This is a genomic window from Enterobacter quasimori, assembly GCF_018597345.1.
In the GTDB taxonomy this organism is placed as follows: Bacteria; Pseudomonadota; Gammaproteobacteria; order Enterobacterales; family Enterobacteriaceae; genus Enterobacter; species Enterobacter mori.
The window spans coordinates 681,050-706,992 of record NZ_JAHEVU010000001.1; the positions used below are offsets into that span (position 1 = coordinate 681,050).

Below are 25,943 nucleotides of genomic sequence, written 5' to 3' on the forward strand. Positions count from 1 at the left end.
TCACGTCACCTTGGAAACGACATTCCAAAACCAATTATTTTCACAAGCTTGCGCTTTGCACGTCACTCACCGCCCCATAATCATTAATGACTTTATAATTAATAGAGGTTGAGTTAGCGCCAGCAGGCAGCGTGAAATTCATTGATTCCCCAGGAAGTACATACGAAACATTTTCAATTTTTTTACCGCCCAGACTGATTTCATTGAAGTTAATGACATAGCTGGTTGGGTTGGTAACCTGAAGTTGGTTTCCATTGCGGCGCCAGGTTAACTGATGACTCAACTCCTGCGGCTGCTGAGATTTTAATCCTGCGGGACGATAAATCAGCTTAATGCGCGTTTTGATCGCAATTTGCAGCGTATTATCTTTTTTAGGCGCTGACGGTATTGCTTTAATATTTAGCCAGTAAAGACTTTCCTTATCCTGTGCTAAGTTGCCGGTCACCACGACACGCTCAATGTTTTGCTGGCCGCCATCGAGTCGGTATAACGGAGGAGTAATAATAAAAGGAGCTTTCTCAGCGCCACCATTTAATGTTTCAACCCATGACTGAATAAGGTACGGCGTCTTATCCGGGTTGTTAACATCAATGGAAGCTTCTTTTTTATTGCCATCATAGACGACACGCGTTCCGCCAATAATAACACCCGCATTGGCGGCGGACACGCTTACTGAAATGACTGCGCAGGCAATTAAAGTTTTGCTAAGAAAATTCATTTTACACCTCGATAAAAAAGGGCCGTATACCGGCCCCAATGTATTTTTCCGGTCAGGAAGATTACTGGTAGCTAACGGAGAAGTTTGCTACACCGTTTGCTGGGCCTACGCCGATGGTTGAAGACGTTGCTTCGTACTGAGCAAAGAAGTCCAGCGTGTTTGGAACGGCTTCAGTCAGGCTGTATACGTGGGTGTTAACACCCGCCAGCGGCAGATCCTGGCTATCAGCCGTCATCAGGTTAATAGCAACGCCCGTTGCGCCACCGGTTACAGCCAGCAGGTTGGAGTTTGCTGGGTCCGCAGAACCGTCAAACTTGATGGTTGCACCTGTTACGGTTGCCGGGCAGTCGGTCAGAACGATAGAGAATTTAGTCGCAGCGGTTTTATCGCCAGCAGCGGTAAATTCAGATTTGCTGTAACGGCCCAGATCAACGGTCTGGTTTACAGAACCCGCGTCAACGGTGCACGCTGCATCGATAATTTCGCCGGTGAAATTAACGGTACCAGCAGAAGCGAATGCGTTAGACATGGTCAGAGCAGCAGTCGCAGCGAAAGCAGCAGCAATAATCGTCTTTTTCATGATTTATATCCTTAGTAACTTTATTTATAACTATCATTTCGGCAACATCATCCCTATGGTTTATTCGACCATTTATATGTGCCGGTTTTAAAAGTGCCGTAAGCATAACGTTGAACCCTCTCCCTTTAAATAACAGACAACGTCTGCAAACAAGACAGGAGCTTCAATGCTGTTCACTGGCTGAAACGAAATTTATTAAAATGCCCGATAAAAGACAATTTAATTTTCAGTCCAACTGTAGACCTTAACGCTATAAAGAAAACATTAACCTTTTAATAACTTCACATACAGAATCAAAGCCCAAGAAAATTCTTACACTCAAATAAAAAACCAGTCCAAACATAGACCAGCTACTCGCCAATAAATAAATCAAGCACTTATAATAACTATTACTTTAACGGTCTACATTTAGACCGGTAGGGTATATTTCCCTGGTGCTTAACGTTTTAGATAATGCGGCTATGTGCGCATGCTCAACTGCACCGGTTAAAACAGAGGTTAACTATGAATACCAGGCTAGAGACGTTATCCCCTCAGGCGCGGATCTCCGCCTTAGCGACAAAACCTTTCTCCGCAATTGAATTACTCATTAATCACATGGTGCCATTCTCAGAGCGGATGGTAATCGAGAAAGGTGAGGTTATGCACTATTATCGCGACGAAGCACGCTATTGCTTTTTATTGTTAAGCGGTAGCGTTGCGCTGCACCGTCGGGGGGATGGCATTATTCTCAATTCTGAGTCGGCTCCCTTTGTCTTGGGCGTCAGTAACCAGCATACCAACGGTCATATGTACGTCAGGGCGTTGGAAACATCTGAGATTGGTATGCTGGCGCTCGCCAGCTTCAATCAGATCATTGCGAATGACAATTTGTGGGAACACTTCGCCAGGCTGCTAATGTACTCGGCTTCGCGGGTATACGAGCATTGCGCGATGATATCGCAGCTGTCCGCGTACGATATTATCTGCACTCAGCTCGTGGAGCTCATGCAGGAACCCGAGTCCATTCGCGAACACACTACTGCGGCAAATTACATTAAGAGCCGCACATGGCTTTCACGTAGCGGAATCATGCGAATCCTCTCAGAACTCAGAACAGGCGGATACATTACGATGCAGCGCGGGGTTCTACAGGAGATAAATCATTTACCGTTAAAGTACTGATAACACCTTGCTGAGGTAGAGCTTGAAAGCCCCGTCGGCGCTATAATGTTTCGATAATGCAATGAAACTGTAAGGTCGTTATCTATGCCAGATTTTGAGGAAATCGCAGATGATCGTTATCGCTCATCACCTTTCGCGAGTGAACTAATTGTACATCTGCGGCCTTTTGCATCCTTTCATACCACGGTAGCCGGGGAGCGTTTAGATCATACAATTAATGGTGAGGCCATGTGCTACCTCATTATGGAAGGAAGCGTGGCCTCTTACCGCCGGGATGATGAGACCCTGTTGTTCACCGTGCAGGCCCCCGCTTTGTTTGGGATAGGCAATGTTACGGACGTCTTTTTTGATGAATACTGCAAAGTCATTACACCGGGGTTGACGGGCGTTATCTCGGTAGAAAAAGCGCGGGAAGTTGTGGAAACCCACAATCTCTGGAACATTCTATCTCAACATATTATGCATGTTACCAATCGCCTCTACAAAAACATGCTTCATCGAATTGCGCCCTCTGCCTATGAGATTATTCGTGGTCAGTTAATTGATTTGATGCGCGAAGAAGACACCTTTCGCAAGTCGATAACCGCTGAACGCTATATCCGCGATAAAACCCACCTCTCCCGCAGCGGCGTTATGCGCATTCTGGCCGATCTCAAAACAGGCGGGTTTATTGAAATCGATGAAGGCAGGCTGATAAAAATCAATAAGCTTCCCGCCAAATACTGAATTCCAGACACAAAAAAGGCCGCATACGCGGCCTTTTCATTCGTACTCAATGGACGTGAACGCCCAACCGCCAGGCAAAGTAGATCTCTTCTTTCAGCTCGTTTGAAGAGAGCGCCAGCAAATCTGTAAATTCCAGCTCAAGCTGTTTCAGCTTTTTCAGGTACTGCGCCGGAGACAGGTTGCTCTTATCGCGACGTAAATATTCAATTGCCAGCTGTGTTGGGGTTATTTCAGTATCCATGATGTCCTCGCTTATGTACAAAACCTGACCAGTATACCACAACGCGCTGGCTAGTTTTTGACCACAGGCAAAAACATCATGAAACTTTACACAACCGCCGTCGTCAGTCTTGAGGAGCAGCACAGGCGCTCCTGCTCATCGAGAATATCGATCTGCCATACCTGATGACGGCTCCCGGCATGCAGCGCGCGGCAAATACCGCGCACGCGCCCGCTGCGAACAGAGCGGATATGGTTAGCGTTCACCTCCAGCCCGACAACCTTCTGCTCCCCTTCGGTACAAAGATAGCCCGCAACCGAACCCAGCGTTTCGGCCAGCACAACGGACGCGCCGCCGTGCAGCAAACCGAACGGCTGATGCGTGCGGCTATCGACGGGCATCGTCGCTTCCAGCTCATTCTCGCCAATGCGGGTAAACTGGATGTCCAGCAGCCCCACCATGTTTCCCTCGCCCATGGCGTTTAACGCCTGCAGCGTCACCGCACGTTTCCAGATCATCCGATAATCTCCAGCAAAGCCTGTAATGGATGGCGAACGCCGTTACCCTCAACGCGTTTCACCTGGCTGCGACACGAATACCCCGTTGCCAGACAGCGGTTACGCGGTAGACGCTGCATTGCCTGTTGCCACGATAATTCATAGATCCCAAGCGAATTGGCGTGGTTTTTCACTTCGTGCCCGTAGGTACCTGCCATACCGCAGCAGCCCACGCTGACGTTTTCCAGCTTCGCGCCAAAACGGGCAAAAATAGCGGCCCACTGGGCTGGTGCGCCCGGCAGTGCCGTGACTTCAGTGCAGTGGCCAAAAAGATACCAGGGCTCACCGCTGGCCTCACGTGCGGCAGTCTGCTGTAGCGCTGAAGGCAGCCACTCGTGTACCAGCATAACGTGGAAATCACCGCGTTTTTCGCCCAGCGCCTGCTTGTACTCATCGCGGTAGCACAGTACCAGCGCCGGGTCGACGCCGACCATGGGTATCCCGAGCTGCGCCACGCGATTCAGGAAGTCAGACGTTTTCTGCGCCGTCTTCGCAAAACGGGTCAGGAAGCCCTTAATGTGCTGCGCCTTGCCATTCGGGGAGAACGGCAGCACAACCGGCTGGTAGCCCACTTTTTCCGCCAGACGGATAAAATCGGCCACCACCTTCGCATCGTAGTAGCTGGTAAACGGATCCTGCACCACCAGCACCACGTTGGCTTTTTGCGCATCACTCAGGGCTTCAAGCTGTTCCAGCGTCATGTTTGCCGAGCGGTGTCCCACTAGCTGGCGTTGCAGCGACGGTGTCGAGAGCAGCGGCAGATCCACCATGCCGATATGTTTTTCGGACAGCTTGCGCACCAGCGGCTGATTGATAAAGAAGTTAAAGGTCTTCGGCGCACGCGCCATCAGCGGGGCGTAGCTTTCCACCGTCGCCACCAGATGGTCGCGCATCGGTCGCAGATAGCGCGTGTGGTACAGCTGCAGGAACCGCGAGCGGAACTCCGGCACGTCGATTTTGATCGGACACTGCGTTGAACAGGCCTTGCAGGCCAGGCAGCCGGACATGGCCTCTTTCACTTCATGCGAGAAGTCGTATTCGCCTTTATTCGCGTGCCAGCTGTTGCGGGTACGTTCGATAAGGGAACGCAGGCTGGCGCGTTTTTCCGGCAATTCTTGCTCAAGCTTGAGCGGGTCGACGCCGCGGTCCGCCAGCAGTCGCAGCCACTCGCGCACCAGCGTCGCACGCCCTTTTGGCGAGTGGATACGGTTGCTGGTGATTTTCATCGACGGGCACATCGGGCTCTTCACATCGAAGTTGAAGCACAGGCCGTTGCCGTTGCACTCCATCGCGCCACGCCAGGAGGAGCGTACCGCAATCGGGATTTGTCGGTCATAGGTGCCGCGCTTGACTGCATCCACCTGCAGCATTGGCGCGTCAACGCCCTCCGGCGGGCAAATCTTACCGGGATTGAGGCGGTTATCCGGGTCGAAGGCCGCTTTGACCTTACGCAGTTCACCGAAGAGTTGCTCCCCGAAGAACGCCGGGCTGTACTCCGCGCGGAACCCTTTGCCGTGCTCACCCCACAGCAGGCCGCCATATTTGGCGGTTAAGGCCACCACGTCGTCGGAGATCTCCTTCATCAGGATCTCCTGCTGCGGGTCACACATATCCAGCGCCGGACGCACGTGCAGCACGCCCGCGTCCACGTGGCCAAACATGCCGTAGCTCAGGCCGTGGCTGTCCAGCAGCGCGCGGAATTCAACGATGTAATCCGCCAGATGTTCCGGTGGCACGCAGGTATCCTCGGCAAACGGAATCGGCTTCGCGGCCCCTTTCGCATTCCCGAGCAGCCCCACTGCTTTTTTACGCATCGCGTAGATACGCTCAATGCCGGAGAGATCGTTGCACAGCTGCCAGCCGATCACGCCGCCTTCACCGCGTGCAATCAGTTCGTCCAGCCGCTGGCACAGCGTGCTGACCTGACGTTCGATCAGTTCGGCGTCATCGCCGGCGAACTCAACGATGTTCAGACCGAGCATCTCTTTGTCGGGTACATCGGTAATCAGCTCACTGACCGAATGCCAGACGATATCTTCCCTCGCCAGGTTCAACACTTTTGAGTCAACGGTTTCCACCGACAACGCCCGCGCATCCACCATAAACGGCGCGTTGCGCAGGGCAGAATCGAAGGAGTTGTATTTAACGTTCACCAGGCGACGCACCTTCGGCAGCCGGGTGATATCCAGACGCGCTTCGGTAATAAACGCCAACGTACCTTCCGAACCGGTCAGCACGCGGGTTAAATCGAACTGGGTCAGGTCGTCGTTAAAGACGTGACGCAGATCGTAACCCGTCAGGAAGCGGTTCAGTTTCGGGAATTTGTCGAGGATCAGCTGGCGGTTATCGCGACAGCGCTCCAGCACGGTGCGATAAATCCGCCCGCTCGCCGTGCTCTCTTTACCCAGCGTCTCGGCCAGCTCGACCGGCATTGGCTGGGTATCAAGGATGTCGCCCCCCAGAAGTACCGCGCGCACGCCCAGCACGTGATCGGAGGTTTTACCGTAGACCAGAGAGCCCTGGCCGGATGCGTCGGTATTGATCATCCCGCCAATGGTCGCCCGGTTGCTGGTCGACAGTTCCGGCGCAAAAAAGTAGCCGTACGGTTTTAAGAATTGATTAAGCTGATCTTTGATAACCCCCGCCTCCACGCGCACCCATCCCTCTTCAGGGTTGATTTCAATGATGCGGTTCATATAGCGGGACATATCGATGATGATGCCCTGGTTCAGCGCCTGCCCGTTGGTGCCGGTACCGCCGCCGCGCGGGGTGAAAACCAGAGAGGTGAAGCGCTCCTGCGAGGCCAGACGGGCAATCAGCGCCACATCCGCCGTAGAGCGTGGAAAAACGACGGCATCGGGGAGAAGCTGGTAGATACTGTTATCGGTCGCCATCGTCAGCCTGTCGGCATAATTCGTGGCGGTATCACCTGTAAAACCCTGTTGCTCCAGTGCTTGCAAAAAATTAAGCACCAGCTGAACGACGCCAGGTGCCTGAGAAATCTGTGGGATCATCACTGTCGACCCTAATTAGAGTTGTTGTGGAAATCGTTTGCGTTGTATCACAACTTTTTATCACATTTTTTTCTTATGCGCTCAGCAGAATTACGGGCAAAATCCGCCTGTCAAAAATCGCCGATATCACTAATGATTAGAGAAAGGCGATTCACGTTCTCGCCAGCCATGCTGGTGTTCATTTAAGGAAAGTTACATTTATGGTCAATCTTCGTCAGCCCAGGGATGTTGCGCAAATTTTGCTGTCGGTGCTGTTTTTAGCCCTGATGATTATTGCGTGTCTGTGGATTGTTCAACCCTTCGTGCTTGGCTTTGCGTGGGCCGCTACCGTTGTCGTCGCCACCTGGCCACTGCTATTACGGCTGCAGAAACTGCTGTTTGGCCGCCGTGGCCTGGCGGTGCTGGTCATGACGCTGCTGCTGTTCATGCTGTTTATTATTCCGATTGCCCTGCTGGTAAATAGTCTTGTCGACTCCAGTGGCCCGGTTATCCGTGCCGCCACCAGCGGGGATCTGACGTTGCCGGATCTCGCGTGGCTTAACAGCATTCCGCTGGTCGGCGCGAAACTCTACAGCGGCTGGCACAGCCTGCTGGAGATGGGCGGCAGCGCGCTGATCGCGAAAGTGCGGCCGTATATTGGCACCACCACCACCTGGTTTGTCGGTCAGGCGGCGCATATTGGCCGCTTTATGATGCACTGTGCGCTGATGCTGGTCTTTAGCGCGCTCCTGTACTGGCGCGGTGAGCAGGTTGCCCTTGGGGTGCGTCATTTTGCCACCCGACTGGCGGGTAAACGCGGCGATGCCGCCGTGCTGCTTGCTGCGCAAGCCGTCCGTGCCGTTGCGCTGGGCGTGGTGGTCACCGCGCTGGTGCAGGCGGTGCTGGGCGGTATCGGCCTGGCCATTTCCGGCGTGCCGTACGCCACCGTCTTTACCGTTGTCATGCTGATGACCTGTCTTGCGCAACTGGGACCATTGTTGGTACTGGTGCCTTCCATCATTTGGCTCTACTGGACGGGCGATACCACCTGGGGCACCGTGCTTCTGGTCTGGAGCTGCGTGGTCGGCACCATGGATAACGTCATTCGCCCGATACTGATCCGCATGGGTGCTGATTTACCGTTGATTCTGATCCTGTCAGGCGTGATCGGCGGGTTAATCGCGTTTGGGATGATCGGTCTCTTTATTGGCCCGGTGCTGCTCGCAGTGACATGGCGTCTCTTCTCGGCCTGGGTGCATGAAGTTCCCCCTCCGGGAACGAACCCGGATGCGATCCTGAGCGAACTGGAAGCGCTGGAAGAGAAGAACACGCATTAAGTTTCTTTGCCGGGTGGCGCTAGCGCTTACCCGGCCTACATTCCCCCTCACAATACTTTAATGCTGCTAAAGTATTTATTCATTACGCACTGGTCAGACCCGCTATTTCAGCAGCAAACCCGCTGCTAACCTCAAGAAATCTTTACGTCTCTTTAACTATTGAGACGAATCTGATCGACGCTAAAAGCCGACATGCCTACTATTAGGACACGGTTATAAATCAAAGCCTTGATTTATAAGCATGGAAATCCCCTGAGTGAAACAACGAATTGCTGTGTGTAGTCTTTGCCCATCTCCCACGATGGGCTTTTTTTTATCCTGACTACGCGCGCTTAACCTCACAGGTACCGAGCATCCGCCACTCAGCAGGCAATACCCGCGTTTCCCCTGTCACATTGACCGTCACAGTCTCGCGGATATCCGCCGACGATGCGCCAACCTGCAGTTCAAACTCACCCGGCTCGACGATGCGCTTCCCGTCCCGACGGGTGAAGTTGAACATGTCCACCGGTAAGATAAAGGTGAGCGTGGCGGTTTCGCCCGGCGAGAGCGTGACGCGCTGGAAGGCCTTCAGCTCCTGAAGCGGCCGCACCTGCGTGGCGACCTTATCCCTGACGTAGACCTGCACCACCTCGCTGCCGCTGCGTTCCCCGGAATTGGTGATATCCACACTCAGCGTCACCTCGCCGTCAACCGGCACGCTGGATGCCGCCACTTTTGCCGCTCCCCAGCTAAACTGCGTCCAGCCGAGGCCGAAGCCAAACGGGTAACGCGAACCGAAATGGAACGCAAACGGCGTGCCGCCGCTTTTGAGCTTGTGATTGTAGTAGAACGGCATCGCGCCTGCGCTTTTGGGTACGCTGACCACCAGCCGGCCCTGCGGCTCGGCGCGTCCGGTCAGCACATCGGCAATCGCCCAGCCCCCTTCCTGCCCGGGTGCCCAGGCCATCATCAGCGCGGCCACCTTATCTTCCAGCCCCTGAAGGTTGTACGGACGCCCGCCGGTCATCACCACGATCACCGGTTTACCGGTGGCGACCAGCGCTTCCAGCAGCTGTTGCTGCACGCCGGGCAGATTCAATGAGTCCGTATCTGAGCCTTCACCCACGGTGCCGCTCTGGAACAGCCCGGCGAGATCGCCAACGCAGGCCACTACCACGTCACTGTGTTGCGCGGCGTCGACCGCCTCGGGGATCAGTGCGGTGCTCAGTGAAACCGGCGACTGCTGCATCGGCTTACCGCCGCTGTCGCCGGGGAAGACCGGCGCGCCCGCCATTCGTTTTTCAATGATGTGGCACCCTTTGGCATAGCGCACGTTCGATGCACCCAGATAGTGTTCCAGCGCCGCGCGCGGGGTCGTCACCTGCGACGTCTCTTCTACCATGTCGCTGATGATCAGGTGTACCGGGAAGCTGTAACCGCTGAGTAACGCCAGCGGATCGTCTGCCGTCGGGCCGACCAGCGCAACGCGAGGCTTTCCGCCGAGGGGCAAGATGCCATTGTTTTCCAGAAGCGTGATCGACTTTGTCGCGACATCCCGCGCCGCCTGCCGGGTCGTCTCATTTTGCAGATCGCCGCCCTGCTCATCGGCATAGGGACGTTCAAACAGGCCAAGGCGGAATTTTTCCGTCAGCGTACGCGCCACGATCTCATCCACCTTCGCCATAGAAATCAGCCCACGCTCTACTGCTTCCGCCAGATGGCGCGCGCAGTCATCTTTCGGCAGCTCAACGTCCAGCCCGGCGTTAAAGGCCAACGCGGCGGACTCCGCTGCATCGTGGGAAATCCCGTGGTGCTGATGCAGCAGGCTGACGCCGCCGTAGTCCGCCACAATAATCCCGTCGAATCCCCACTGTTCACGCAGGACGGTGGTAAGCAGGAAGCTGTCGCTGTGCCCCGGCTGATTATCAATATCGTGGTAGGCGGGCATGACCGACCCGGCGTTTGCCAGCTTGACCGCCATTTCAAACGGCAGCAGGAAGGTATCGTTCAGCTCGCTGAACCCGAGGTGCACCGGCGCGTGGTTGCGCGCCCCTTCGCTAAACGAGTGGCCAACGTAATGCTTCAGGGTCGCCAGCAGGTCGCGCTTATCGCCCTGTAACCCTTTGACGTAGGCGGTCGCCATCACGCCCACCAGCCAGGGATCTTCGCCGAAGGTCTCTTCGGTACGCCCCCAGCGCACGTCGCGGGACACGTCCAGCACCGGCGCCAGCCCCTGCTGGCAGCCGACGGAGCGCGCCTCCTTGCCAATCTGCTCTGCCGCGCGCTGCACCAGTGCCGGATCCCAGGTCGATCCGTAGTTCAGCGACGACGGAAACAGCGTGGCGTCTTTACACAGCAGCCCCACCAGACACTCTTCATGGAACAGCGCCGGAATGCCGAGACGCGTCTCTTCCATCATCATCCGCTGCAGGCGGTTTGCCGCGCGCACGCCGGTTTTCGCATCAACGATGTGCGTGCCGAGCGGACGGGTGATCTGCCCGACGCCCAGCTTCAGCCGTTCGCTCAGCGCAGCCTGCTCGCTCACGCCGGCGAACTCATCGCTCAGATCGCTCCGTTCGCGGTGGTTGCCGTTTTCATCGAGGATCAGCCAGTACGCGTGCATCTGGGCAAACTTCTCTTCCGGGGTCATACGCGCCAGCAGATCGGCGACGCGCTCGTGTACCGGACGTCCTGCGTCCTTATAGATAGCCGTCATGTTTTACTCCTGTATTGCAGAATGGGTTGCCGGGCTGAGCTTTCCTGCGTCGGGACGCACATCACGCTTGCCCGCAAGTTCACGGGCAATGGAATCCACCAGCCGACTGTTGAGTTTGTAAATGGAAAGAAGCGCCACCATGCAGAGGAACAGCACGCAAGGAATGAGCGTAAAGAGCGCGTTGATGGTAGAGAGCACGTGCGGCGCCTGCGTCACCTGGCCCGGGGCGTAATCCACCATGCCGAGCACCCAACCGACCACGGCCCCGCCCAGCGCCAGCCCAAACTTGATGGCAAACAGCGCGGTAGAGAAGACCAGACCGTCCAGACGACGACCGCTGCGGTGCTCTTCGTAATCCACCACGTCCGAGAACATGGTCCATTGAAGCGGCGTGGTCAGGTTTTGAATAAAGCTAAAAACGATGTTGAGGCCGAATATCAGCCAGACCTGCGAAGGCGGAATGAAGAAAATCAGCGCGCCGAAAATCACGAAAGTCATAATGGTCCACTGATAGGCGCGAACGCGATCAAATTTCCCGAGCAGGCGTTCAGATAATAATGCCCCGCTTAATGAGGCCACCATGCCTGAAACAATAAAGGCAAAGACCAGCTCCGGGCGCAGCAGCACGTAGTTGACGTAATACATGGTTGCAGAGCCGCGCGTCACGACCGCCGTTAACAGCAAAATATTAAACACGAACACAATTCGCCACTGGCTGTTTTTGGCCAGCAGCTTTAAATCCGTCACCATGGATCCGGAAGTATCATTGCGCGGCGAATAACGTTCGCGGGTCATCAGGAAGCAGCAGAAGAATAAAACAATACCCAGCAGCCCCATCAGGCTCATGGCATAGAAATAGCCTCTCTGTACGTTACCTTGACCCAGCAGTGACACCAGCGGCAGGGCAATCACCGTCACGATCAGCCCGCCGATAAACGACAGCCCAAAGCGCCAGGACTGCAAAGAGTGACGTTCGCGCGGATCCAGCGTCAGCGCACCGGGCATAGCGCAGTAAGGCACGTTAATCGCGGAGTAAATCAGGCTTAAAATCGCGTAGGTCACGCAGGCATAAACGATTTTTGCCGTCGGCCCAACGTCCGGTACATAGAAAGTAATCAGGCAGCTCACGCCAAACGGGATGGCAAACCACAGCAGCCAGGGGCGAAAACGACCGTGCCGCGTTTGCGTGCGGTCGACGAGCGCGCCAATGCAGGGATCGATAAATGCATCGACCGCGCGCACCACTAAAAACATGGTGCCCATAATCGCGGCGGGCAAGCCAAAAACGTCCGTATAAAAATAGGCGAGAAATAACGTCGCCGTTTGCCAGACCAGCGCGCTGGCCATATCGCCTAATCCGTAACCTATTTTATCTTTCGTACGTAATACAGAGGAGAGTGTCATTGTTATTTGCCTTTTTATCAGGTTAAAACGTATTTCAACCAGTTGCGCATCATCTGAAGAGAAATGCGCAGTAAGGCTCAAGTATTAGCAACGCGTTGCGCGCTAACAATTGTCTAAATTAACAGACAAATTATGATATTTGGTTTTTTGTTTTATTTGTGATGGGGAGCAAATAAGAGGGGAAATAAAAAAGGCGAGGAATAATATCCTCGCCTTTTCTGTTCAGTGCGGCGTTACTTATTCAGTTCCGCCAGGCTCAGCCAGGTTTGCACCACGGTGTCCGGGTTCAGGGAGAGACTATCAATTCCCTCTTCCATCAGCCAGGCGGCAAAATCTTCATGGTCGGACGGTCCCTGACCGCAGATCCCGACGTATTTACCCTGCTTCTTCGCCGCGCGGATGGACATGGAGAGCAGCGCCTTCACCGCCTCGTTACGCTCGTCGAACAGCTCGGAGACCACCCCTGAGTCGCGGTCCAGACCCAGCGTCAGCTGCGTCATGTCGTTCGAACCGATAGAGAAGCCGTCGAAGTGCTCCAGGAACTGCTCGGCCAGCAGGGCGTTAGACGGGATTTCGCACATCATGATGATCTTCAGCCCGTTCTCGCCGCGCTTCAGCCCCTGACGCGCCAGCTCGTCCACCACCGCTTTCGCCTGGTCTACGGTACGCACGAACGGGATCATGATCTCCACGTTGGTCAGCCCCATGTCGTTGCGCACGCGCTTCACCGCGTCACACTCCAGCGCGAAGCAGTCGCGGAAGCTGTCGGACACGTAGCGTCCGGCCCCGCGGAAGCCCAGCATCGGGTTCTCTTCTTCCGGCTCGTAGCGCTCGCCGCCGACCAGGTTGGCGTATTCGTTAGACTTAAAGTCAGACAGACGCACGATCACGCGTTTCGGATAGAAGGCGGCACCCAGCGTCGCGATCCCCTCGGTCAGACGACCGACGTAGAACTCTTTCGGCGAGTCGTAGCCTTTCATCATTTCGCGGATTTCGTTCTGCAGCTTCGGATCCTGGTCGTCAAACTCCAGCAGCGCGCGCGGGTGAACGCCGATCATACGGTTGATGATGAATTCCAGACGCGCCAGGCCTACGCCTTCGTTCGGCAGGCAGGCGAAGTCAAACGCGCGGTCCGGGTTGCCGACGTTCATCATGATCTTCAGCGGCAGGTCCGGCATGGTATCCACGCTTGAGCTCTTCACGCTGAAGTCGAGGATATCGGCATACACGTAGCCGGTATCGCCTTCGGCACAGGAGACGGTCACGTTCTGTCCGTCCTTCATGCGCTCGGTGGCATCACCGCAGCCGACAACCGCAGGAATACCCAGCTCGCGGGCGATGATCGCCGCGTGACAGGTACGACCGCCGCGGTTGGTGACGATGGCTGCCGCTTTCTTCATGATCGGTTCCCAGTCCGGGTCGGTCATGTCGGTCACCAGCACATCGCCTGGCTCAATGCGGTTCATCTCGCTGATGTCGTGGATCACTTTCACCGGACCGGCACCGATACGGTGACCGATGGCGCGGCCTTCCGCCACGATTTTGCCCTGCGCGTGCAGCGTATAACGCTCCATCACCTGACCGCGTGAGCGGACGGTTTCCGGACGCGCCTGCACGATAAACAGCTTGCCGGTGTTCCCGTCTTTCGCCCATTCGATATCCATCGGACGGCCGTAGTGTTTTTCGATCTGCACCGCCTGCTTCGCCAGCTCTTCCACTTCGGCGTCGGTCAGGGAGAAGCGGTCGCGCTGCTCCTGCGGTACATCTTCAATTTTAACCTGCTTGCCATGCTCCTGGGTTGGGGCATAGATCATGCGGATTTTTTTCGAGCCCATGGTGCGGCGCACCACTGCCGGACGGTTAGCCGCCAGCGTAGGCTTGTGGACGTAGAATTCGTCAGGGTTTACCGCGCCCTGCACGACCATCTCACCCAGACCCCACGCGGAGGTCATAAACACCACCTGATCGAAGCCGGACTCGGTATCGATGGAGAACATCACGCCGGATGAGCCCACGTCCGAGCGCACCATGCGCTGCACGCCGGCGGAGAGCGCCACACCGCGATGGTCGTAGCCCTGGTGCACGCGATAGGAGATGGCGCGATCGTTAAACAGGGAAGCAAACACGTGCTTCACCGCCACCAGCACCGCATCGTAGCCCTGAACGTTCAGGAAGGTTTCCTGCTGTCCGGCGAACGAGGCGTCCGGCATATCTTCTGCGGTCGCAGAAGAACGCACGGCAAAGGAGGCCTGCGCATCGTCAGCGGAGAGCTGGTTGTACGCGTCATGAATGGCTTTTTCCAGTTCCGGCTGGAAAGGTGTGTCGATGATCCATTGGCGGATTTGTGACCCGGCTTTGGCAAGCTCGGTGACGTCATCAATATCCGTTTTATCCAGCAGGTCGTAAATGCGCTGGTTTACACCGCTCTGGTCTAAAAACAGGTTAAAGGCATCGGCGGTGGTGGCAAACCCGTTTGGTACGGAAACACCCATACCGGACAGATTTGTAATCATTTCACCCAGGGAGGCATTTTTGCCCCCAACTCTGTCTACATCATTCATGCCGAGTTGGTTATACCAAAGCACCAGCGGTGACGAGCCATTGTTGGACATCGAAACAATCCTTTTGTGATATTTGATCGGAGTAAGAAACACCTGACTACGTATTTATACTGGCATATTTACTTCCGCTAAAAAAACGGTGAATCGTGTAAGCAATTTAAATTTTCAACTTTTCGGATACTTTCCCATCAACGATTAACCCGATGATTCCTCTATATTCAGCCAGAAACCCCAAAAATAAAGTCGCTATTTGAAAAATGAAATCCACTTTTCAGGAAAATCAAAAACACCGTTTCATTCATAATTAGGATAAGTTCTTTGCTGTGTAAATTACTTTTTTAATTTATGCTTTCAGACAATTACGTCTGATATTCAGGGTGGGTAAAATGGATAGTGCTGTCGATCGTCACGTTTTTTATATTTCTGATGGTACGGCGATCACCGCCGAGGTGCTGGGGCACGCGGTGATGTCGCAGTTTCCCGTTTCGATTAACAGCATCACGCTTCCCTTTGTGGAAAATGAGAGCCGCGCCAAAGCGGTGAAAGACCAGATTGACGCCATTTTCCAGCAGACCGGCGTGCGCCCGCTGGTGTTCTACTCGATTGTTATCCCGGAAATTCGCAGCATCATTCTGCAAAGTGAAGGATTTTGTCAGGATATCGTGCAGGCGCTGGTGGCACCGTTGCAGAGCGAGCTCAAGCTCGACCCCACGCCCATCGCCCACCGTACACACGGGCTGAACCCCGGCAACCTGACCAAGTACGATGCGCGTATCGCCGCCATTGACTACACCCTCGCCCACGACGACGGGATCTCGCTGCGTAATCTTGACCAGGCGCAGGTGATCCTGCTTGGCGTGTCGCGCTGCGGCAAAACCCCGACCAGCCTGTATCTGGCGATGCAGTTTGGCATTCGCGCCGCAAACTACCCGTTCATCGCTGATGATATGGATAACCTGGTGCTGCCCGCCGCCCTTAAGCCGCTGCAGCACAAGCTGTTCGGCCTGACCATCAACCCGGAGCGCCTTGCGGCCATCCGCGAAGAGCGCCGAGAGAACAGCCGCTACGCCTCCATGCGCCAGTGCCGGATGGAGGTTTCCGAAGTGGAAGCGCTGTACCGCAAAAACCAGATCCCGTGGCTGAACAGCACCAACTATTCTGTAGAAGAAATTGCTACAAAAATCCTCGACATCATGGGGCTGAATCGCCGAATGTACTAATATGCTAGTACATTAATCCAGTTTCAGTTATCATAATGGGCATCATCGGGGCGAATTTGCCCCGAACTTGAAATCAGCAGGGATTGGTTTAAGGTGATGCCCATCACTTCCCGGTAGTCTGCCGATGAAGCAAAAAAATTCTGAGACATTCCATGAACAAAACCGACGAACTCCGCACTGCGCGCATTGATAGCCTGGTGACTCCGGCTGAACTGGCCCAGCGGCACCCCGTTTCCGCAGGCGTTGCGGAACATGTAACGGCGTCCCGCCGCCGCATTGAAAAAATCCTGAACGGCGAAGACAAGCGTCTTCTGGTGGTGATTGGCCCCTGCTCCATTCACGACCTGGATGCCGCGATGGACTATGCAAAACGTCTTCAGGGGATGCGTGACAAGTATCAGCATCGCCTTGAGATCGTCATGCGCACCTACTTTGAAAAACCGCGTACCGTGGTGGGCTGGAAGGGACTGATTTCCGATCCTGACCTCAACGGCAGCTATCGCGTGAACCACGGTATTGAGCTGGCGCGGAAGCTGCTTTTACAGGTCAACGAGCTGGGCGTTCCGACGGCGACCGAGTTTCTCGATATGGTGACCGGGCAGTTTATCGCCGATCTGATCAGCTGGGGCGCAATTGGCGCACGCACCACCGAAAGCCAAATCCACCGCGAGATGGCTTCCGCCCTCTCCTGTCCGGTCGGCTTTAAAAACGGGACCGATGGCAACACGCGAATTGCGGTCGACGCGATCCGCGCCTCGCGTGCCAGCCATATGTTCCTGTCGCCGGATAAGAGCGGTCACATGACCATCTACCAGACCAGCGGTAATCCGTACGGGCATATCATTATGCGCGGCGGCAAAAAACCGAACTATCATGCGCAAGATATCGCAGCAGCCTGCGAAACGCTGGCCGAGTTCGACCTGCCGGAACACCTGGTGGTGGATTTCAGCCACGGCAACTGCCAGAAGCAGCACCGTCGCCAGCTGGATGTCTGCGATGAGATCTGCCAGCAGATCCGCAGCGGTTCCACCGCCGTGGCAGGCATTATGGCGGAAAGCTTCCTCAAAGAAGGCACGCAGAAAATCGTTACCGGACAGCAGATGGTTTACGGCCAGTCGATCACCGACCCGTGCCTGAGCTGGGAAGACAGCGAGCTGCTGCTGGAGAAGCTGGCAGCTGCGGTTGATTCTCGCTTCTGATGTTATTGTCGGGTGGCGCTGCGCTTACCCGACCTACGATCCGTGCCCTCTCCCTGTTGGTGAGGGCATCAGACCGCACCTCACCCCCAATTTTGATCCCGTCACACAATTTTCACAAAAACGCTTGCCGTGAATTTGCAGTTTATTGATAATGATTATCATTGTTACATTGATTGTTATTTATAAACATTATGTCACGTACGGATAACAGCGCGGCAACGCCAATAAAAACACACACAGCGCCTTCCCCCACCTCCACCGATCGCCGTATCGACAGCAAAACCCTGCTCGGTGATGAGGGGCGGGTCATTATCGAGCATGACGGCCAGCACTATCTTCTGCGCCAGACCCATGCCGGAAAACTGATCCTGACTAAATAAACAACACGATAATTTCGCCAGCCACCCAGGTTATCCCCAGGCAGCCAGCGCTTTTCAATTCTTATGGAGAGTTGCTATGCCACACCTGCATTCCACGTCTTTACGTCCGTCACTTCTGGCGCTGGCGATTGTCAGCACCCTGCCGGGGGCTGCGTTTGCCGCCACAGACGACATCACCGTAACCGCCACCGGCAACGCCCGCAGCGCCTTTGAGGCGCCGATGATGGTCAGCGTCATTGACGCCACCGCCCCGGAAAACCAGACCGCCAGCTCTGCCGCCGACCTGCTGCGCAAGGTCCCCGGTCTGACGCTGGACGGCACCGGCCGCACGAATGGTCAGGACGTCAACCTGCGCGGTTACGACCGTCGCGGCGTGCTGGTCCTGGTCGACGGCGTACGTCAGGGAACCGATACCGGCCACCTCAACAGCACCTTCCTCGACCCTGCGCTGATCAAACGTATCGAAGTGGTGCGCGGCCCCTCCGCTCTGCTGTACGGCAGCGGCGCATTGGGCGGCGTGATTTCCTATGACACCGCCGACGCCGGCGATCTGCTGGAGCCGGGCAAGAACAGCGGCTACCGCGTGTTTGGTACGGGCGCGACGGGCGATCGCAGCATCGGAATGGGTGCCAGCGCCTACGGCCGTACCGAGACGCTGGACGGTCTGGTGGCATGGTCGAGCCGGGATCGCGGTGATATTCGCCAGAGTGACGGTGCAACGGCGCCTAACGACGAATCCATTAATAACATGCTGGCAAAAGGGAGCTGGAAAATCGACCCGGCTCAAACCCTGAGCGGCTCCCTGCGCTACTACAACAACGACGCGCAGGAGCCGAAAAACCCGCAAACCACCGACGCGACCGACAGCAGCAACCCGATGACCGACCGCTCCACCATCCAGCGTGATGCGCAGCTTGGCTACCACCTTGCACCGGAAGGTAACGACTGGCTGAACGCCGACGCAAAAGTCTACTGGTCCGAAGCGCGCATTAACGCCCAGAACGTCGACGGCACCGGCGAGTTCCGCAAGCAGACCACCAAAGGCGGCAAAGTGGAAAACCGCACCCGTCTGTTCAGCGACTCCTTCGCGTCTCATCTCCTGACCTACGGCGGCGAATACTATCGTCAGGAGCAACGCCCGGGCGGTGCGACAACCGGCTTCCCGAATGCCAAAATCGATTTCAGCTCCGGCTGGCTGCAGGATGAGATCACCCTGCGCGATCTGCCCGTGACCCTGCTGGGCGGTACGCGCTACGACAATTATCGCGGCAGCAGCGAGGGTTACGACGATGTGGATGCCGATAAGTGGTCATCCCGCGCCGGGTTAACCGTCAGCCCAACCGACTGGCTGATGCTGTTCGGCTCTTATGCGCAGGCCTTCCGCGCGCCGACCATGGGCGAGATGTATAACGATGCGAAACACTTCTCCATCGGCAGCTTCTACACCAACTACTGGGTACCCAACCCGAACCTGCGCCCGGAAACCAACAAAACCCAGGAGTTCGGTTTTGGTCTGCGCTTTGACGATCTGATGCTTGCCAACGATGCGCTGGAGTTTAAGGCCAGCTATTTCGATACCAAAGCCAAAGACTACATCTCCACCACCGTCGATTTTGCCGCGGCGACCACCATGTCCTATAACGTCCCCAACGCCAAAATCTGGGGATGGGACGTAATGGCGAAATACTCCGCCGACCTGTTCAACCTCGACGTGGCCTACAACCGCACGCGCGGCAAAGACACCAATACCGGCGAGTATATCTCCAGCATTAACCCGGACACCGTCACCAGCAAGCTGGATATCCCGGTGGCGCAAAGCGGGTTCTCCGTCGGCTGGATCGGTACTTTTGTCGATCGCTCAACGCATATCAGCAGCAGCTACAGTAAACAGCCGGGCTATGCGGTCAATGATTTCTACGTCAGCTATAAAGGTCAGGAACAGCTCAAAGGCGTGACCACCACGCTGGTGCTAGGTAACGCCTTCGACAAAGCGTACTGGTCACCGCAGGGGATCCCGCAGGACGGTCGTAACGGTAAGATTTTCGTGAGTTATCAGTGGTAACGCATATTAAGAAGGATGAGACAATGAATCACTACACACGCTGGCTTGAGTTAAAAGAAGAGAATCCGGGTAAATACGCGCGTGACATCGCAGGGTTAATGAACATCAGCGAAGCGGAGCTGACCTTTGCCCGGGTAGGTCACGACGCCTGGCGACTGCACGGTGAAATCCGCGAGATTTTAGGCGCGCTGGAAGCCGTGGGCGAAACCATGTGCATCTGCCGCAACGACTACGCCGTGCACGAGCAGGTCGGGAGCTTTACCAACCAGCACCTGAACGGCCACGCCGGGCTGGTGCTGAACCCCCGCGCGCTGGATCTGCGCCTGTTCCTCAACCAGTGGGCGAGCGTGTTTCACATCAGCGAAACCACCGCACGCGGCGAGCGCCAGAGCATTCAGTTCTTCGATCGTCAGGGCGATGCCCTGCTGAAGGTGTATACCACGGACAATACCGACGTCTCCGCCTGGGGCGACGTGTTGACCCGTTTTATCTTTGCCGACAACCCGCCGCTTGATCTGAAGGCTGCCGATACTCCGGCTCACGCTGAAAATGCGGATGCCGCGCGTGTGGACAAAGAGTGGCGCGCCATGACCGACGTTCATCAGTTCTTCAGCCTGTTGAAGCGCCATAACCTCAGCCGCCAGCAGGCGTTTCGCCTCGTGGGCGACGACCTCGCCTGCAAAGTTGAGAACAGCGCGCTGGCGCAGCTGCTGGAAACGGCACGTCAGGACGGTAACGAAATCATGGTCTTCGTGGGCAACCGCGGCTGCGTGCAGATCTTCACCGGCGCGGTGGAAAAAGTCGTACCGATGAAAGGCTGGCTGAACGTCTTTAACGCCGCCTTTACGCTGCATCTGCTTGAGGGATCCATTGCGGAAACGTGGGTCACGCGCAAACCGACGTCTGACGGGCATGTCACCAGCCTGGAACTGTTTGCCGCCGACGGTACGCAAATCGCCCAGCTGTATGGTCAGCGTACCGAAGGCGAGCCGGAGCAGAGCCAGTGGCGCAGCCAGATTGACGCCCTGATGCCAAAAGGGATGGCCGCATGAAAAGCTGGTTTGCCCTGCTGAGCGCCCTGCCTCTGGTGGCGTTTGCCGCCGCGCAGGAGAAAATTGTCACCCTCGGCGGCGACGTCACGGAGATCGTGTATGCCCTTGGCGCACAGTCTTCTCTGGTCGCGCGCGACAGCACCAGCCAGTGGCCGCAGGCGGCGAACGACCTGCCAGACGTGGGCTATCTGCGCCAGCTTAATGCAGAGGGGATTTTGTCCATACGTCCCACGCTGGTGCTGGCGAGCGCTCAGGCTCAGCCCTCTCTGGCGCTGAAGCAGATTGAGCAAAGCCACGTCAGGGTGATCACCGTTCCCGCCAGTAACGCCCTGAGCGTGATTGACGAGAAAGTCCGGACGATCGCCGAAGCAACGCACCAGCAGGCGCAGGGAGAAATCCTGCGCAAAACGCTGCACGCGGAGCTGGCCGCACTGCCCACGTCGTCGCTGAACAAGCGGGTGCTGTTTATTCTTAACCACGGCGGGATGACCGCCATGGCTGCCGGGCAGCAGACCGGCGCGGATGCCGCCATCCGTGCGGCGGGTTTACAGAACGCAATGCAGGGATTTTCCCGCTATCAGCCGCTGTCGCAGGAGGGCGTGATTGCCAGCCAGCCCGACCTGGTGGTGATTTCGCAGGACGGCGTGCGGGCGCTGGGCGGTGAAGAAAATCTGTGGACGCTGCCGGGTCTGGCGCAAACGCCAGCCGGGCGGAACAGACAGATGCTGGCGATTGATGACATGGCGCTGCTGGGCTTTAGCGTGCGAACGCCGAAAGCGATCCAGCAGCTGCGCGCCAAAGCGGAGCAACTCCCCTGATGTCCCAACGGGTTACGGTTTCGCTGTGGCTGCTGGCTGCCCTGCTCTCCCTCTTGACGTTCACGGCCACCGGCTTTGGCGCGTTGCGCCTGCCGATCAGCCTGCTGTGGAGCGGCAGCGACGAGGCGCTGCGTCAAATCTGGCTGACGATCCGCCTGCCTCGCGTGCTGCTGGCACTGGTCATCGGCGGGTCGCTGGCGCTGGCGGGATGCGTGATGCAAGGACTGTTTCGCAATCCCCTGGCGGATCCGGGTTTGCTCGGCATCAGCAGCGGCGCGGCGCTGGCGGTTGCGCTGTGGGTCGTTCTTCCGCTCTCGTTACCTGCCCTGGTGATGCTTTACGCCCCGATGCTGGCAGCCTTTCTCGGCGCGCTGGCCGCTACCGTTGCGATCTTCCTGCTCAGCCAGCAGCGTAACAGCTCCCTGTCACGTCTGTTACTGGTTGGCATTGCGATAAACGCCTTGTGCGGCGCGGCGGTCGGCGTCCTCTCTTGGGTGAGTAACGATGCGCAGCTTCGCCAGCTTTCGCTCTGGGGAATGGGCAGCCTCGGTCAGGCGCAGTGGTCGACGCTGCTGGCCGTCGCCTCGCTGATGGCGCCTACCGTTCTGGTTATCTGGCGGCTGGCGAACGCGCTTAACGTGCTGCAGCTCGGTGATGAGGAAGCGCACTATCTGGGTGTCGATGTCGCCGTCGTACAGCGGATCCTGCTGCTGTGCAGCGCCCTGCTGGTTGCTGCCGCAGTGGCGGTCAGCGGCGTGATCGGCTTTGTGGGGCTGGTGGTACCGCATCTGATGCGTATGTGGCTGGGCGCGGATCACCGGGCCGCGATCCCCGGTTCGGTCCTCGCCGGGGCTTCGCTGCTGTTGGTTGCGGATACGGCCGCGCGAACGCTGGTCGCGCCAGCTGAAATGCCGGTCGGTTTGCTGACCAGCCTTCTTGGCGCCCCCTGGTTTCTCTGGCTTATCTTCCGTCGTGGAGGGCAACATGACTGACCGCTATTGCGCTGAAAATATTGTTTTTCAGGCGGGACGACGCACGATAATCAACGACATTTCGCTGTCGTTGTCGCAGGGTGAACTGATCGCGCTAATTGGCCCGAACGGTGCCGGGAAATCGACGTTATTACGGCTGCTAACGGGTTATCTCAAGCCTGCCAGCGGGCACTGCCTTCTGGCGGGGAAACCCCTCAGCGCATGGCGTCCGGACGCGCTTTCCCGCCAGCGGGCGGTAATGCGACAAAACACGCGGCTGGGATTTGACTGGCCGGTGGAGGCCGTTATCGGCATGGGCCGCGCACCGTGGACGCACACGCCTGAAGCGGCAGTGATTCAGGAAATCATGCGGATCACCGAATGTTTACCGCTTGCCGGAAGGCAATTTGCGGCGCTTTCCGGCGGCGAACAGCAGCGTGTCCAGCTTGCTCGCGCGCTGGCGCAGCTCTGGTGCGACGGTGCTCCGCGCGGCTGGCTGTTCCTGGATGAACCCACCTCCGCGCTGGATCTCTATCATCAGCAGCATCTGCTGCGGCTGTTGAGATCGCTGACCCGTCAAAAGGATCTGCACGTCTGCGTAGTGCTGCACGATCTCAATCTGGCGGCGCTGTGGGCAGACAGGATCCTGCTGTTGCATAACGGCAGGCTGGTCGCCGGAGGCACACCGGAGGCCGTCCTGCAGGCCGATGCGCTGGCCCACTGGTATGGCGCACAGCTGCACGTGGGTCAACATCCGGCTCACGCCGCGCCGCAGGTATTTCTCGCCCCCTAGCTTGAGCAGCTCACTTCCAGCCGCTTGCCCCACTCAGGCGGGCGGCTGACGTAGTCATCGTCCCGGTCGGCAAACGGCGTGCGCAACGCCACATGCAGGCGGTGTAACTCGTCGTACTGTCCCTGCTCTGCCTGCTCAATCGCCCGCTGCGCCAGCCAGTTGCGCAACACCATTGCGGGGTTCGCGGCCTTCATCTTCTCCTGGCGGGTTGCATCGTCCACCTGCTCCTGCTGAAGCCGCGAGCGGTAGAGCGTGAACCAGTCGTCAAACGCCTGCCTGTCGATAAACTCGTCACGCAGCGGTGACGCCGCGCTGTTCTGCTCCGTCTGGCTCAGCATCCGGAAGGTGCGGGTGTAGTCACTCCCTTCCCGCGCCATCAGCGCAAACAAGGTGTTCAGTAATTCGTTATCACCCTTCTCCTGGGTCAGCAGGCCCAGCTTGTTGCGCATCAGCGCACCATACTCCCGCAGCAGAACCTCCTGATAGCCGTCGAGCGCATTGTTCAAGGCATCGACGTCAATAAAAGGCGACAGGCTTTGCGCAAGGCGTTGTAGATTCCACAACCCTACAGCAGGCTGATTATCAAAACTGTAGCGTCCCTGATAGTCCGAATGGTTACAGATGTAACCCGGCTGGTAATCATCAAGGAAGCCGTACGGACCGTAATCGAAGGTGAGTCCCAGAAGGGACATGTTATCGGTATTCATGACTCCGTGCGCAAACCCGACGGTCTGCCAGCGGGCAATCATTGAGGCGGTACGGGCGACGATATCGCGGAACCAGAGAACATACTTTTCCGCTTCGCCCTGCAGCTGCGGCCAGTGGCGGCGAATGGCATAGTCTGCAAGCTGTCGAACTTTTTCCGGCTCGCGGCGATAGTAAAAGTGTTCAAAATGACCAAAGCGCAGATGGCTTTCAGCGATGCGGACCAGCATTGCCCCCTGCTCCATCGTCTCACGCGCAACCGCCGTGTCGCTGGTAACAATCGACAGCGCGCGCGTGGTAGGGATCCCCAGCGCATGCATGGCTTCCGACGCCAGGCTTTCGCGGATCGTTGAGCGCAGCACCGCGCGCCCGTCGCCCATTCGCGAATAGGGGGTAAGACCTGCGCCTTTCAGGTGCCAGTCAACCGTCTCCCCGTTGGGAAGCTGTTGTTCACCGAGCAGGATCCCCCGGCCGTCACCCAGTTGCCCCGCCCAGACGCCAAACTGGTGGCCGCTGTAGACCTGAGCCAGGGGCTGCATGCCCGGCAAAAGCGTTTCGCCGCCCCAGACGCCAGCCCCTTCTGCAGGCTGGAACAGGTCAGGCGGGATCGCCAGCTCGTCTGCCAGCGGCGCGTTATGCCAGATAAGACGGGAATGGTGTAACGGTGTAGGTTTGAGTACGGTATAAAAGCCAGGCAACTCGTCATGCCAGCGTGCAGTAAAAGACAGGGTCATAGGTCCTCCTGCTTTTAGTGTAGAGGGTTTAGCGGGTCTTAAACACGGGCGAAGAGAAGGGTTATCATTGAACGAGCGTTGTCACCTGCTCTGCCGGTACGGCAGGCCAGAGACTTCCCTGCATCGCGCCAAAATTAAACGTCAGCACGCGCTGCAACAGGCTGTGATCGTCAATCCCGGATACCATAACCGACTGGCAGTGTGGGGTGATTTGCCAGAGAATAGCGCGCATAAAGGGCTCAAAAGAAAGCGCTGCAGCCCGCTGCTGGATAAACCCCTTGTCCAGTATTACGCGCTTAAACAAACCGTCATAAACCGCTTTGAGAGATGCTGCACCTGCGCCAAAGTTTGTCAGCACTAAAGGAAAATGGATTGCCATTCTCGCCAGGTTCAGATCGTCTTTTCCATTATTTAAACCTGGATAGTTCTCATTAACAGTAAACTCAAGAAAAGGATAGCGCTCAAGTAATGAAACAGCATTTCCATTCGTTAATAAAAACTCAACTATTACAGGTGTAATATTGATCCATGCAATTAACTGGTGCTGAATAAAGAACAGTTTACAGGTGTCGAGCAATTGCAGTTTCTCTTGAAACAGCGCTAACTCTTCTGCGGGTGAAAGACGCGGGATAACCAGTTCGGTAGGGATCCTCACCTCCGTGTCAACGCCAGCAAAGTTAACCACAAGCTCTAAACCTTTAAGCTCCCCGGCGCTATTACGCGCAGGCTGCAGCAAAAGTTCAGACTTGTAGGCATTATCTAGCGTAATAATCATTGCACTCGCCCCGCATTAAAGATGAGAGAGGACATCCTGGAGCAATTGACGACACAATTCCACTGTCTTGATTTTAATAAGATTAATTTCATCAGTTCCGTAATGTTTTTCAGATTTATCCCTGAATCTAAATTAATCTTATCCTGGTTGATGTGTAATAGCCAGTTTTAGATAAAACAGATACATCTGGACATAACTAATTCTTCGTAAATTTAACTTTAATCATCTTATATGATTAAAAGCGGCATAGTTTATTAGTTACCCTGCCGCCAGCGT

At 56.3% G+C, this 25,943-nt stretch carries 21 protein-coding genes and 1 other RNA gene; 12 read left to right on the forward strand and 10 right to left on the reverse strand.

The features are described 5' to 3' along the window. Positions 1-40: 40 nt before the first annotated feature. Positions 41-718: a fimbrial biogenesis chaperone gene (locus tag KK102_RS03175; protein ID WP_126543807.1), complete on the reverse strand. Its 678-nt coding sequence runs from the start codon at positions 716-718 to the stop codon at positions 41-43. Between the two features lie 61 nt (positions 719-779). Beyond that, a complete protein-coding gene (locus KK102_RS03180) occupies positions 780-1,298 on the reverse strand; it encodes a fimbrial protein (RefSeq protein ID WP_126543806.1) in 519 nt (172 codons plus the stop codon). Between the two features lie 504 nt (positions 1,299-1,802). Here KK102_RS03180 and KK102_RS03185 point away from each other — a divergent pair. Then, on the forward strand, positions 1,803-2,462 hold the full coding sequence (locus KK102_RS03185; protein WP_032651561.1) for a winged helix-turn-helix transcriptional regulator: 660 nt from the start codon (positions 1,803-1,805) through the stop codon (positions 2,460-2,462). A gap of 84 nt (positions 2,463-2,546) precedes the next feature. Next, a complete protein-coding gene (locus KK102_RS03190) occupies positions 2,547-3,188 on the forward strand; it encodes a winged helix-turn-helix transcriptional regulator (protein WP_126543804.1) in 642 nt (213 codons plus the stop codon). A 46-nt stretch (positions 3,189-3,234) separates the two neighbouring features. On the opposite strand, the gene KK102_RS03195 is transcribed toward KK102_RS03190, so the two are convergent. The 3 genes from KK102_RS03195 to ydiJ all read right to left on the reverse strand — a co-directional run bounded on the left by KK102_RS03195 (position 3,235) and on the right by ydiJ (position 6,979). Next, the gene (locus KK102_RS03195; protein WP_003857766.1) at positions 3,235-3,429 is read right to left on the reverse strand and encodes a YdiH family protein; all 195 of its coding nucleotides are present in this window, start codon (positions 3,427-3,429) and stop codon (positions 3,235-3,237) included. A gap of 86 nt (positions 3,430-3,515) precedes the next feature. Beyond that, complete coding sequence (gene menI, locus KK102_RS03200; RefSeq protein WP_042715638.1) at positions 3,516-3,926, reverse strand: 1,4-dihydroxy-2-naphthoyl-CoA hydrolase; 411 nt, start codon at positions 3,924-3,926, stop codon at positions 3,516-3,518. Next, a complete protein-coding gene (gene ydiJ / locus KK102_RS03205) occupies positions 3,923-6,979 on the reverse strand; it encodes a D-2-hydroxyglutarate dehydrogenase YdiJ (protein ID WP_216356935.1) in 3,057 nt (1,018 codons plus the stop codon). The genes menI and ydiJ overlap by 4 nt, the downstream gene beginning before the upstream one ends. Positions 6,980-7,179: 200 nt before the next feature. Between ydiJ and ydiK the strand changes: the two genes are divergently transcribed. Further along, positions 7,180-8,295, forward strand: a complete 1,116-nt coding sequence (gene ydiK / locus KK102_RS03210) for an AI-2E family transporter YdiK (protein WP_216356936.1) — start codon at positions 7,180-7,182, stop codon at positions 8,293-8,295. A 209-nt stretch (positions 8,296-8,504) separates the two neighbouring features. Continuing rightward, an RNA gene (rprA, locus tag KK102_RS03215) (antisense sRNA RprA) lies at positions 8,505-8,612 on the forward strand. A gap of 5 nt (positions 8,613-8,617) precedes the next feature. Here the strand turns inward: rprA and KK102_RS03220 are convergent. From KK102_RS03220 to ppsA, 3 genes are all read right to left on the reverse strand, one after another. After that, positions 8,618-10,993: a glycoside hydrolase family 3 N-terminal domain-containing protein gene (locus tag KK102_RS03220; RefSeq protein ID WP_216356937.1), complete on the reverse strand. Its 2,376-nt coding sequence runs from the start codon at positions 10,991-10,993 to the stop codon at positions 8,618-8,620. A gap of 3 nt (positions 10,994-10,996) precedes the next feature. Beyond that, positions 10,997-12,397, reverse strand: coding sequence for an MFS transporter (locus KK102_RS03225; protein WP_126543799.1), 1,401 nt, complete (start codon positions 12,395-12,397; stop codon positions 10,997-10,999). 233 nt (positions 12,398-12,630) lie between these two features. Beyond that, the gene (gene ppsA / locus KK102_RS03230) at positions 12,631-15,009 is read right to left on the reverse strand and encodes a phosphoenolpyruvate synthase (RefSeq protein WP_216356938.1); all 2,379 of its coding nucleotides are present in this window, start codon (positions 15,007-15,009) and stop codon (positions 12,631-12,633) included. Positions 15,010-15,344: 335 nt separating this feature from the next. Between ppsA and ppsR the strand changes: the two genes are divergently transcribed. From ppsR to KK102_RS03270, 8 genes are all read left to right on the forward strand, one after another. Next, entirely contained in the window at positions 15,345-16,178 is an 834-nt protein-coding gene (gene ppsR, locus KK102_RS03235; protein WP_042719439.1) for a posphoenolpyruvate synthetase regulatory kinase/phosphorylase PpsR, read from the forward strand. Positions 16,179-16,330: 152 nt separating this feature from the next. Next, positions 16,331-17,377 (forward strand): 3-deoxy-7-phosphoheptulonate synthase AroH, encoded by a 1,047-nt coding sequence (aroH, locus tag KK102_RS03240; RefSeq protein ID WP_126543797.1) that lies wholly within the window; start codon positions 16,331-16,333, stop codon positions 17,375-17,377. Between the two features lie 191 nt (positions 17,378-17,568). Continuing rightward, the gene (gene hemP, locus KK102_RS03245) at positions 17,569-17,757 is read left to right on the forward strand and encodes a hemin uptake protein HemP (RefSeq protein WP_010426061.1); all 189 of its coding nucleotides are present in this window, start codon (positions 17,569-17,571) and stop codon (positions 17,755-17,757) included. Between the two features lie 76 nt (positions 17,758-17,833). Further along, on the forward strand, positions 17,834-19,819 hold the full coding sequence (locus KK102_RS03250) for a TonB-dependent hemoglobin/transferrin/lactoferrin family receptor (protein ID WP_216356939.1): 1,986 nt from the start codon (positions 17,834-17,836) through the stop codon (positions 19,817-19,819). Between the two features lie 23 nt (positions 19,820-19,842). Beyond that, positions 19,843-20,871 carry a hemin-degrading factor gene (gene chuS / locus KK102_RS03255; protein ID WP_216356940.1) on the forward strand — a complete coding sequence of 343 codons (1,029 nt, stop codon included), beginning with the start codon at positions 19,843-19,845 and terminating at the stop codon, positions 20,869-20,871. Continuing rightward, positions 20,868-21,689 carry a heme/hemin ABC transporter substrate-binding protein gene (locus KK102_RS03260; RefSeq protein WP_216356941.1) on the forward strand — a complete coding sequence of 274 codons (822 nt, stop codon included), beginning with the start codon at positions 20,868-20,870 and terminating at the stop codon, positions 21,687-21,689. Before chuS ends, KK102_RS03260 begins: the two co-directional genes overlap by 4 nt. Beyond that, positions 21,689-22,681 (forward strand): FecCD family ABC transporter permease, encoded by a 993-nt coding sequence (locus KK102_RS03265; RefSeq protein WP_126543793.1) that lies wholly within the window; start codon positions 21,689-21,691, stop codon positions 22,679-22,681. Before KK102_RS03260 ends, KK102_RS03265 begins: the two co-directional genes overlap by 1 nt. After that, entirely contained in the window at positions 22,674-23,453 is a 780-nt protein-coding gene (locus KK102_RS03270) for a heme ABC transporter ATP-binding protein (protein ID WP_216356942.1), read from the forward strand. The genes KK102_RS03265 and KK102_RS03270 overlap by 8 nt, the downstream gene beginning before the upstream one ends. On the opposite strand, the gene selO is transcribed toward KK102_RS03270, so the two are convergent. Then, positions 23,450-24,892 carry a protein adenylyltransferase SelO gene (gene selO, locus KK102_RS03275; protein WP_216356943.1) on the reverse strand — a complete coding sequence of 481 codons (1,443 nt, stop codon included), beginning with the start codon at positions 24,890-24,892 and terminating at the stop codon, positions 23,450-23,452. The two genes, KK102_RS03270 and selO, sit on opposite strands and share 4 nt — an antisense overlap. A 64-nt stretch (positions 24,893-24,956) precedes the next feature. Then, positions 24,957-25,667: an EAL domain-containing protein gene (locus tag KK102_RS03280; RefSeq protein WP_042714871.1), complete on the reverse strand. Its 711-nt coding sequence runs from the start codon at positions 25,665-25,667 to the stop codon at positions 24,957-24,959. Between the last annotated feature and the right edge of the window lie 276 nt (positions 25,668-25,943).

Bases quoted from the DNA above. Each gene is read 5' to 3' on its own strand.
- KK102_RS03175 (WP_126543807.1), bottom strand. From the start codon at position 718: ATGAATTTTCTTAGCAAAACTTTAATTGCCTGCGCAGTCATTTCAGTA.
- KK102_RS03195 (WP_003857766.1), bottom strand. From the start codon at position 3,429: ATGGATACTGAAATAACCCCAACACAGCTGGCAATTGAATATTTACGT.
- KK102_RS03265 (WP_126543793.1), top strand. From the start codon at position 21,689: ATGTCCCAACGGGTTACGGTTTCGCTGTGGCTGCTGGCTGCCCTGCTC.
- KK102_RS03180 (WP_126543806.1), bottom strand. From the start codon at position 1,298: ATGAAAAAGACGATTATTGCTGCTGCTTTCGCTGCGACTGCTGCTCTG.
- aroH (WP_126543797.1), top strand. From the start codon at position 16,331: ATGAACAAAACCGACGAACTCCGCACTGCGCGCATTGATAGCCTGGTG.
- KK102_RS03270 (WP_216356942.1), top strand. From the start codon at position 22,674: ATGACTGACCGCTATTGCGCTGAAAATATTGTTTTTCAGGCGGGACGA.
- ppsA (WP_216356938.1), bottom strand. From the start codon at position 15,009: ATGTCCAACAATGGCTCGTCACCGCTGGTGCTTTGGTATAACCAACTC.
- KK102_RS03260 (WP_216356941.1), top strand. From the start codon at position 20,868: ATGAAAAGCTGGTTTGCCCTGCTGAGCGCCCTGCCTCTGGTGGCGTTT.
- KK102_RS03280 (WP_042714871.1), bottom strand. From the start codon at position 25,667: ATGATTATTACGCTAGATAATGCCTACAAGTCTGAACTTTTGCTGCAG.
- KK102_RS03190 (WP_126543804.1), top strand. From the start codon at position 2,547: ATGCCAGATTTTGAGGAAATCGCAGATGATCGTTATCGCTCATCACCT.
- selO (WP_216356943.1), bottom strand. From the start codon at position 24,892: ATGACCCTGTCTTTTACTGCACGCTGGCATGACGAGTTGCCTGGCTTT.
- KK102_RS03185 (WP_032651561.1), top strand. From the start codon at position 1,803: ATGAATACCAGGCTAGAGACGTTATCCCCTCAGGCGCGGATCTCCGCC.
- hemP (WP_010426061.1), top strand. From the start codon at position 17,569: ATGTCACGTACGGATAACAGCGCGGCAACGCCAATAAAAACACACACA.
- ppsR (WP_042719439.1), top strand. From the start codon at position 15,345: ATGGATAGTGCTGTCGATCGTCACGTTTTTTATATTTCTGATGGTACG.
- ydiK (WP_216356936.1), top strand. From the start codon at position 7,180: ATGGTCAATCTTCGTCAGCCCAGGGATGTTGCGCAAATTTTGCTGTCG.
- KK102_RS03220 (WP_216356937.1), bottom strand. From the start codon at position 10,993: ATGACGGCTATCTATAAGGACGCAGGACGTCCGGTACACGAGCGCGTC.
- ydiJ (WP_216356935.1), bottom strand. From the start codon at position 6,979: ATGATCCCACAGATTTCTCAGGCACCTGGCGTCGTTCAGCTGGTGCTT.
- chuS (WP_216356940.1), top strand. From the start codon at position 19,843: ATGAATCACTACACACGCTGGCTTGAGTTAAAAGAAGAGAATCCGGGT.
- KK102_RS03225 (WP_126543799.1), bottom strand. From the start codon at position 12,397: ATGACACTCTCCTCTGTATTACGTACGAAAGATAAAATAGGTTACGGA.
- KK102_RS03250 (WP_216356939.1), top strand. From the start codon at position 17,834: ATGCCACACCTGCATTCCACGTCTTTACGTCCGTCACTTCTGGCGCTG.
- menI (WP_042715638.1), bottom strand. From the start codon at position 3,926: ATGATCTGGAAACGTGCGGTGACGCTGCAGGCGTTAAACGCCATGGGC.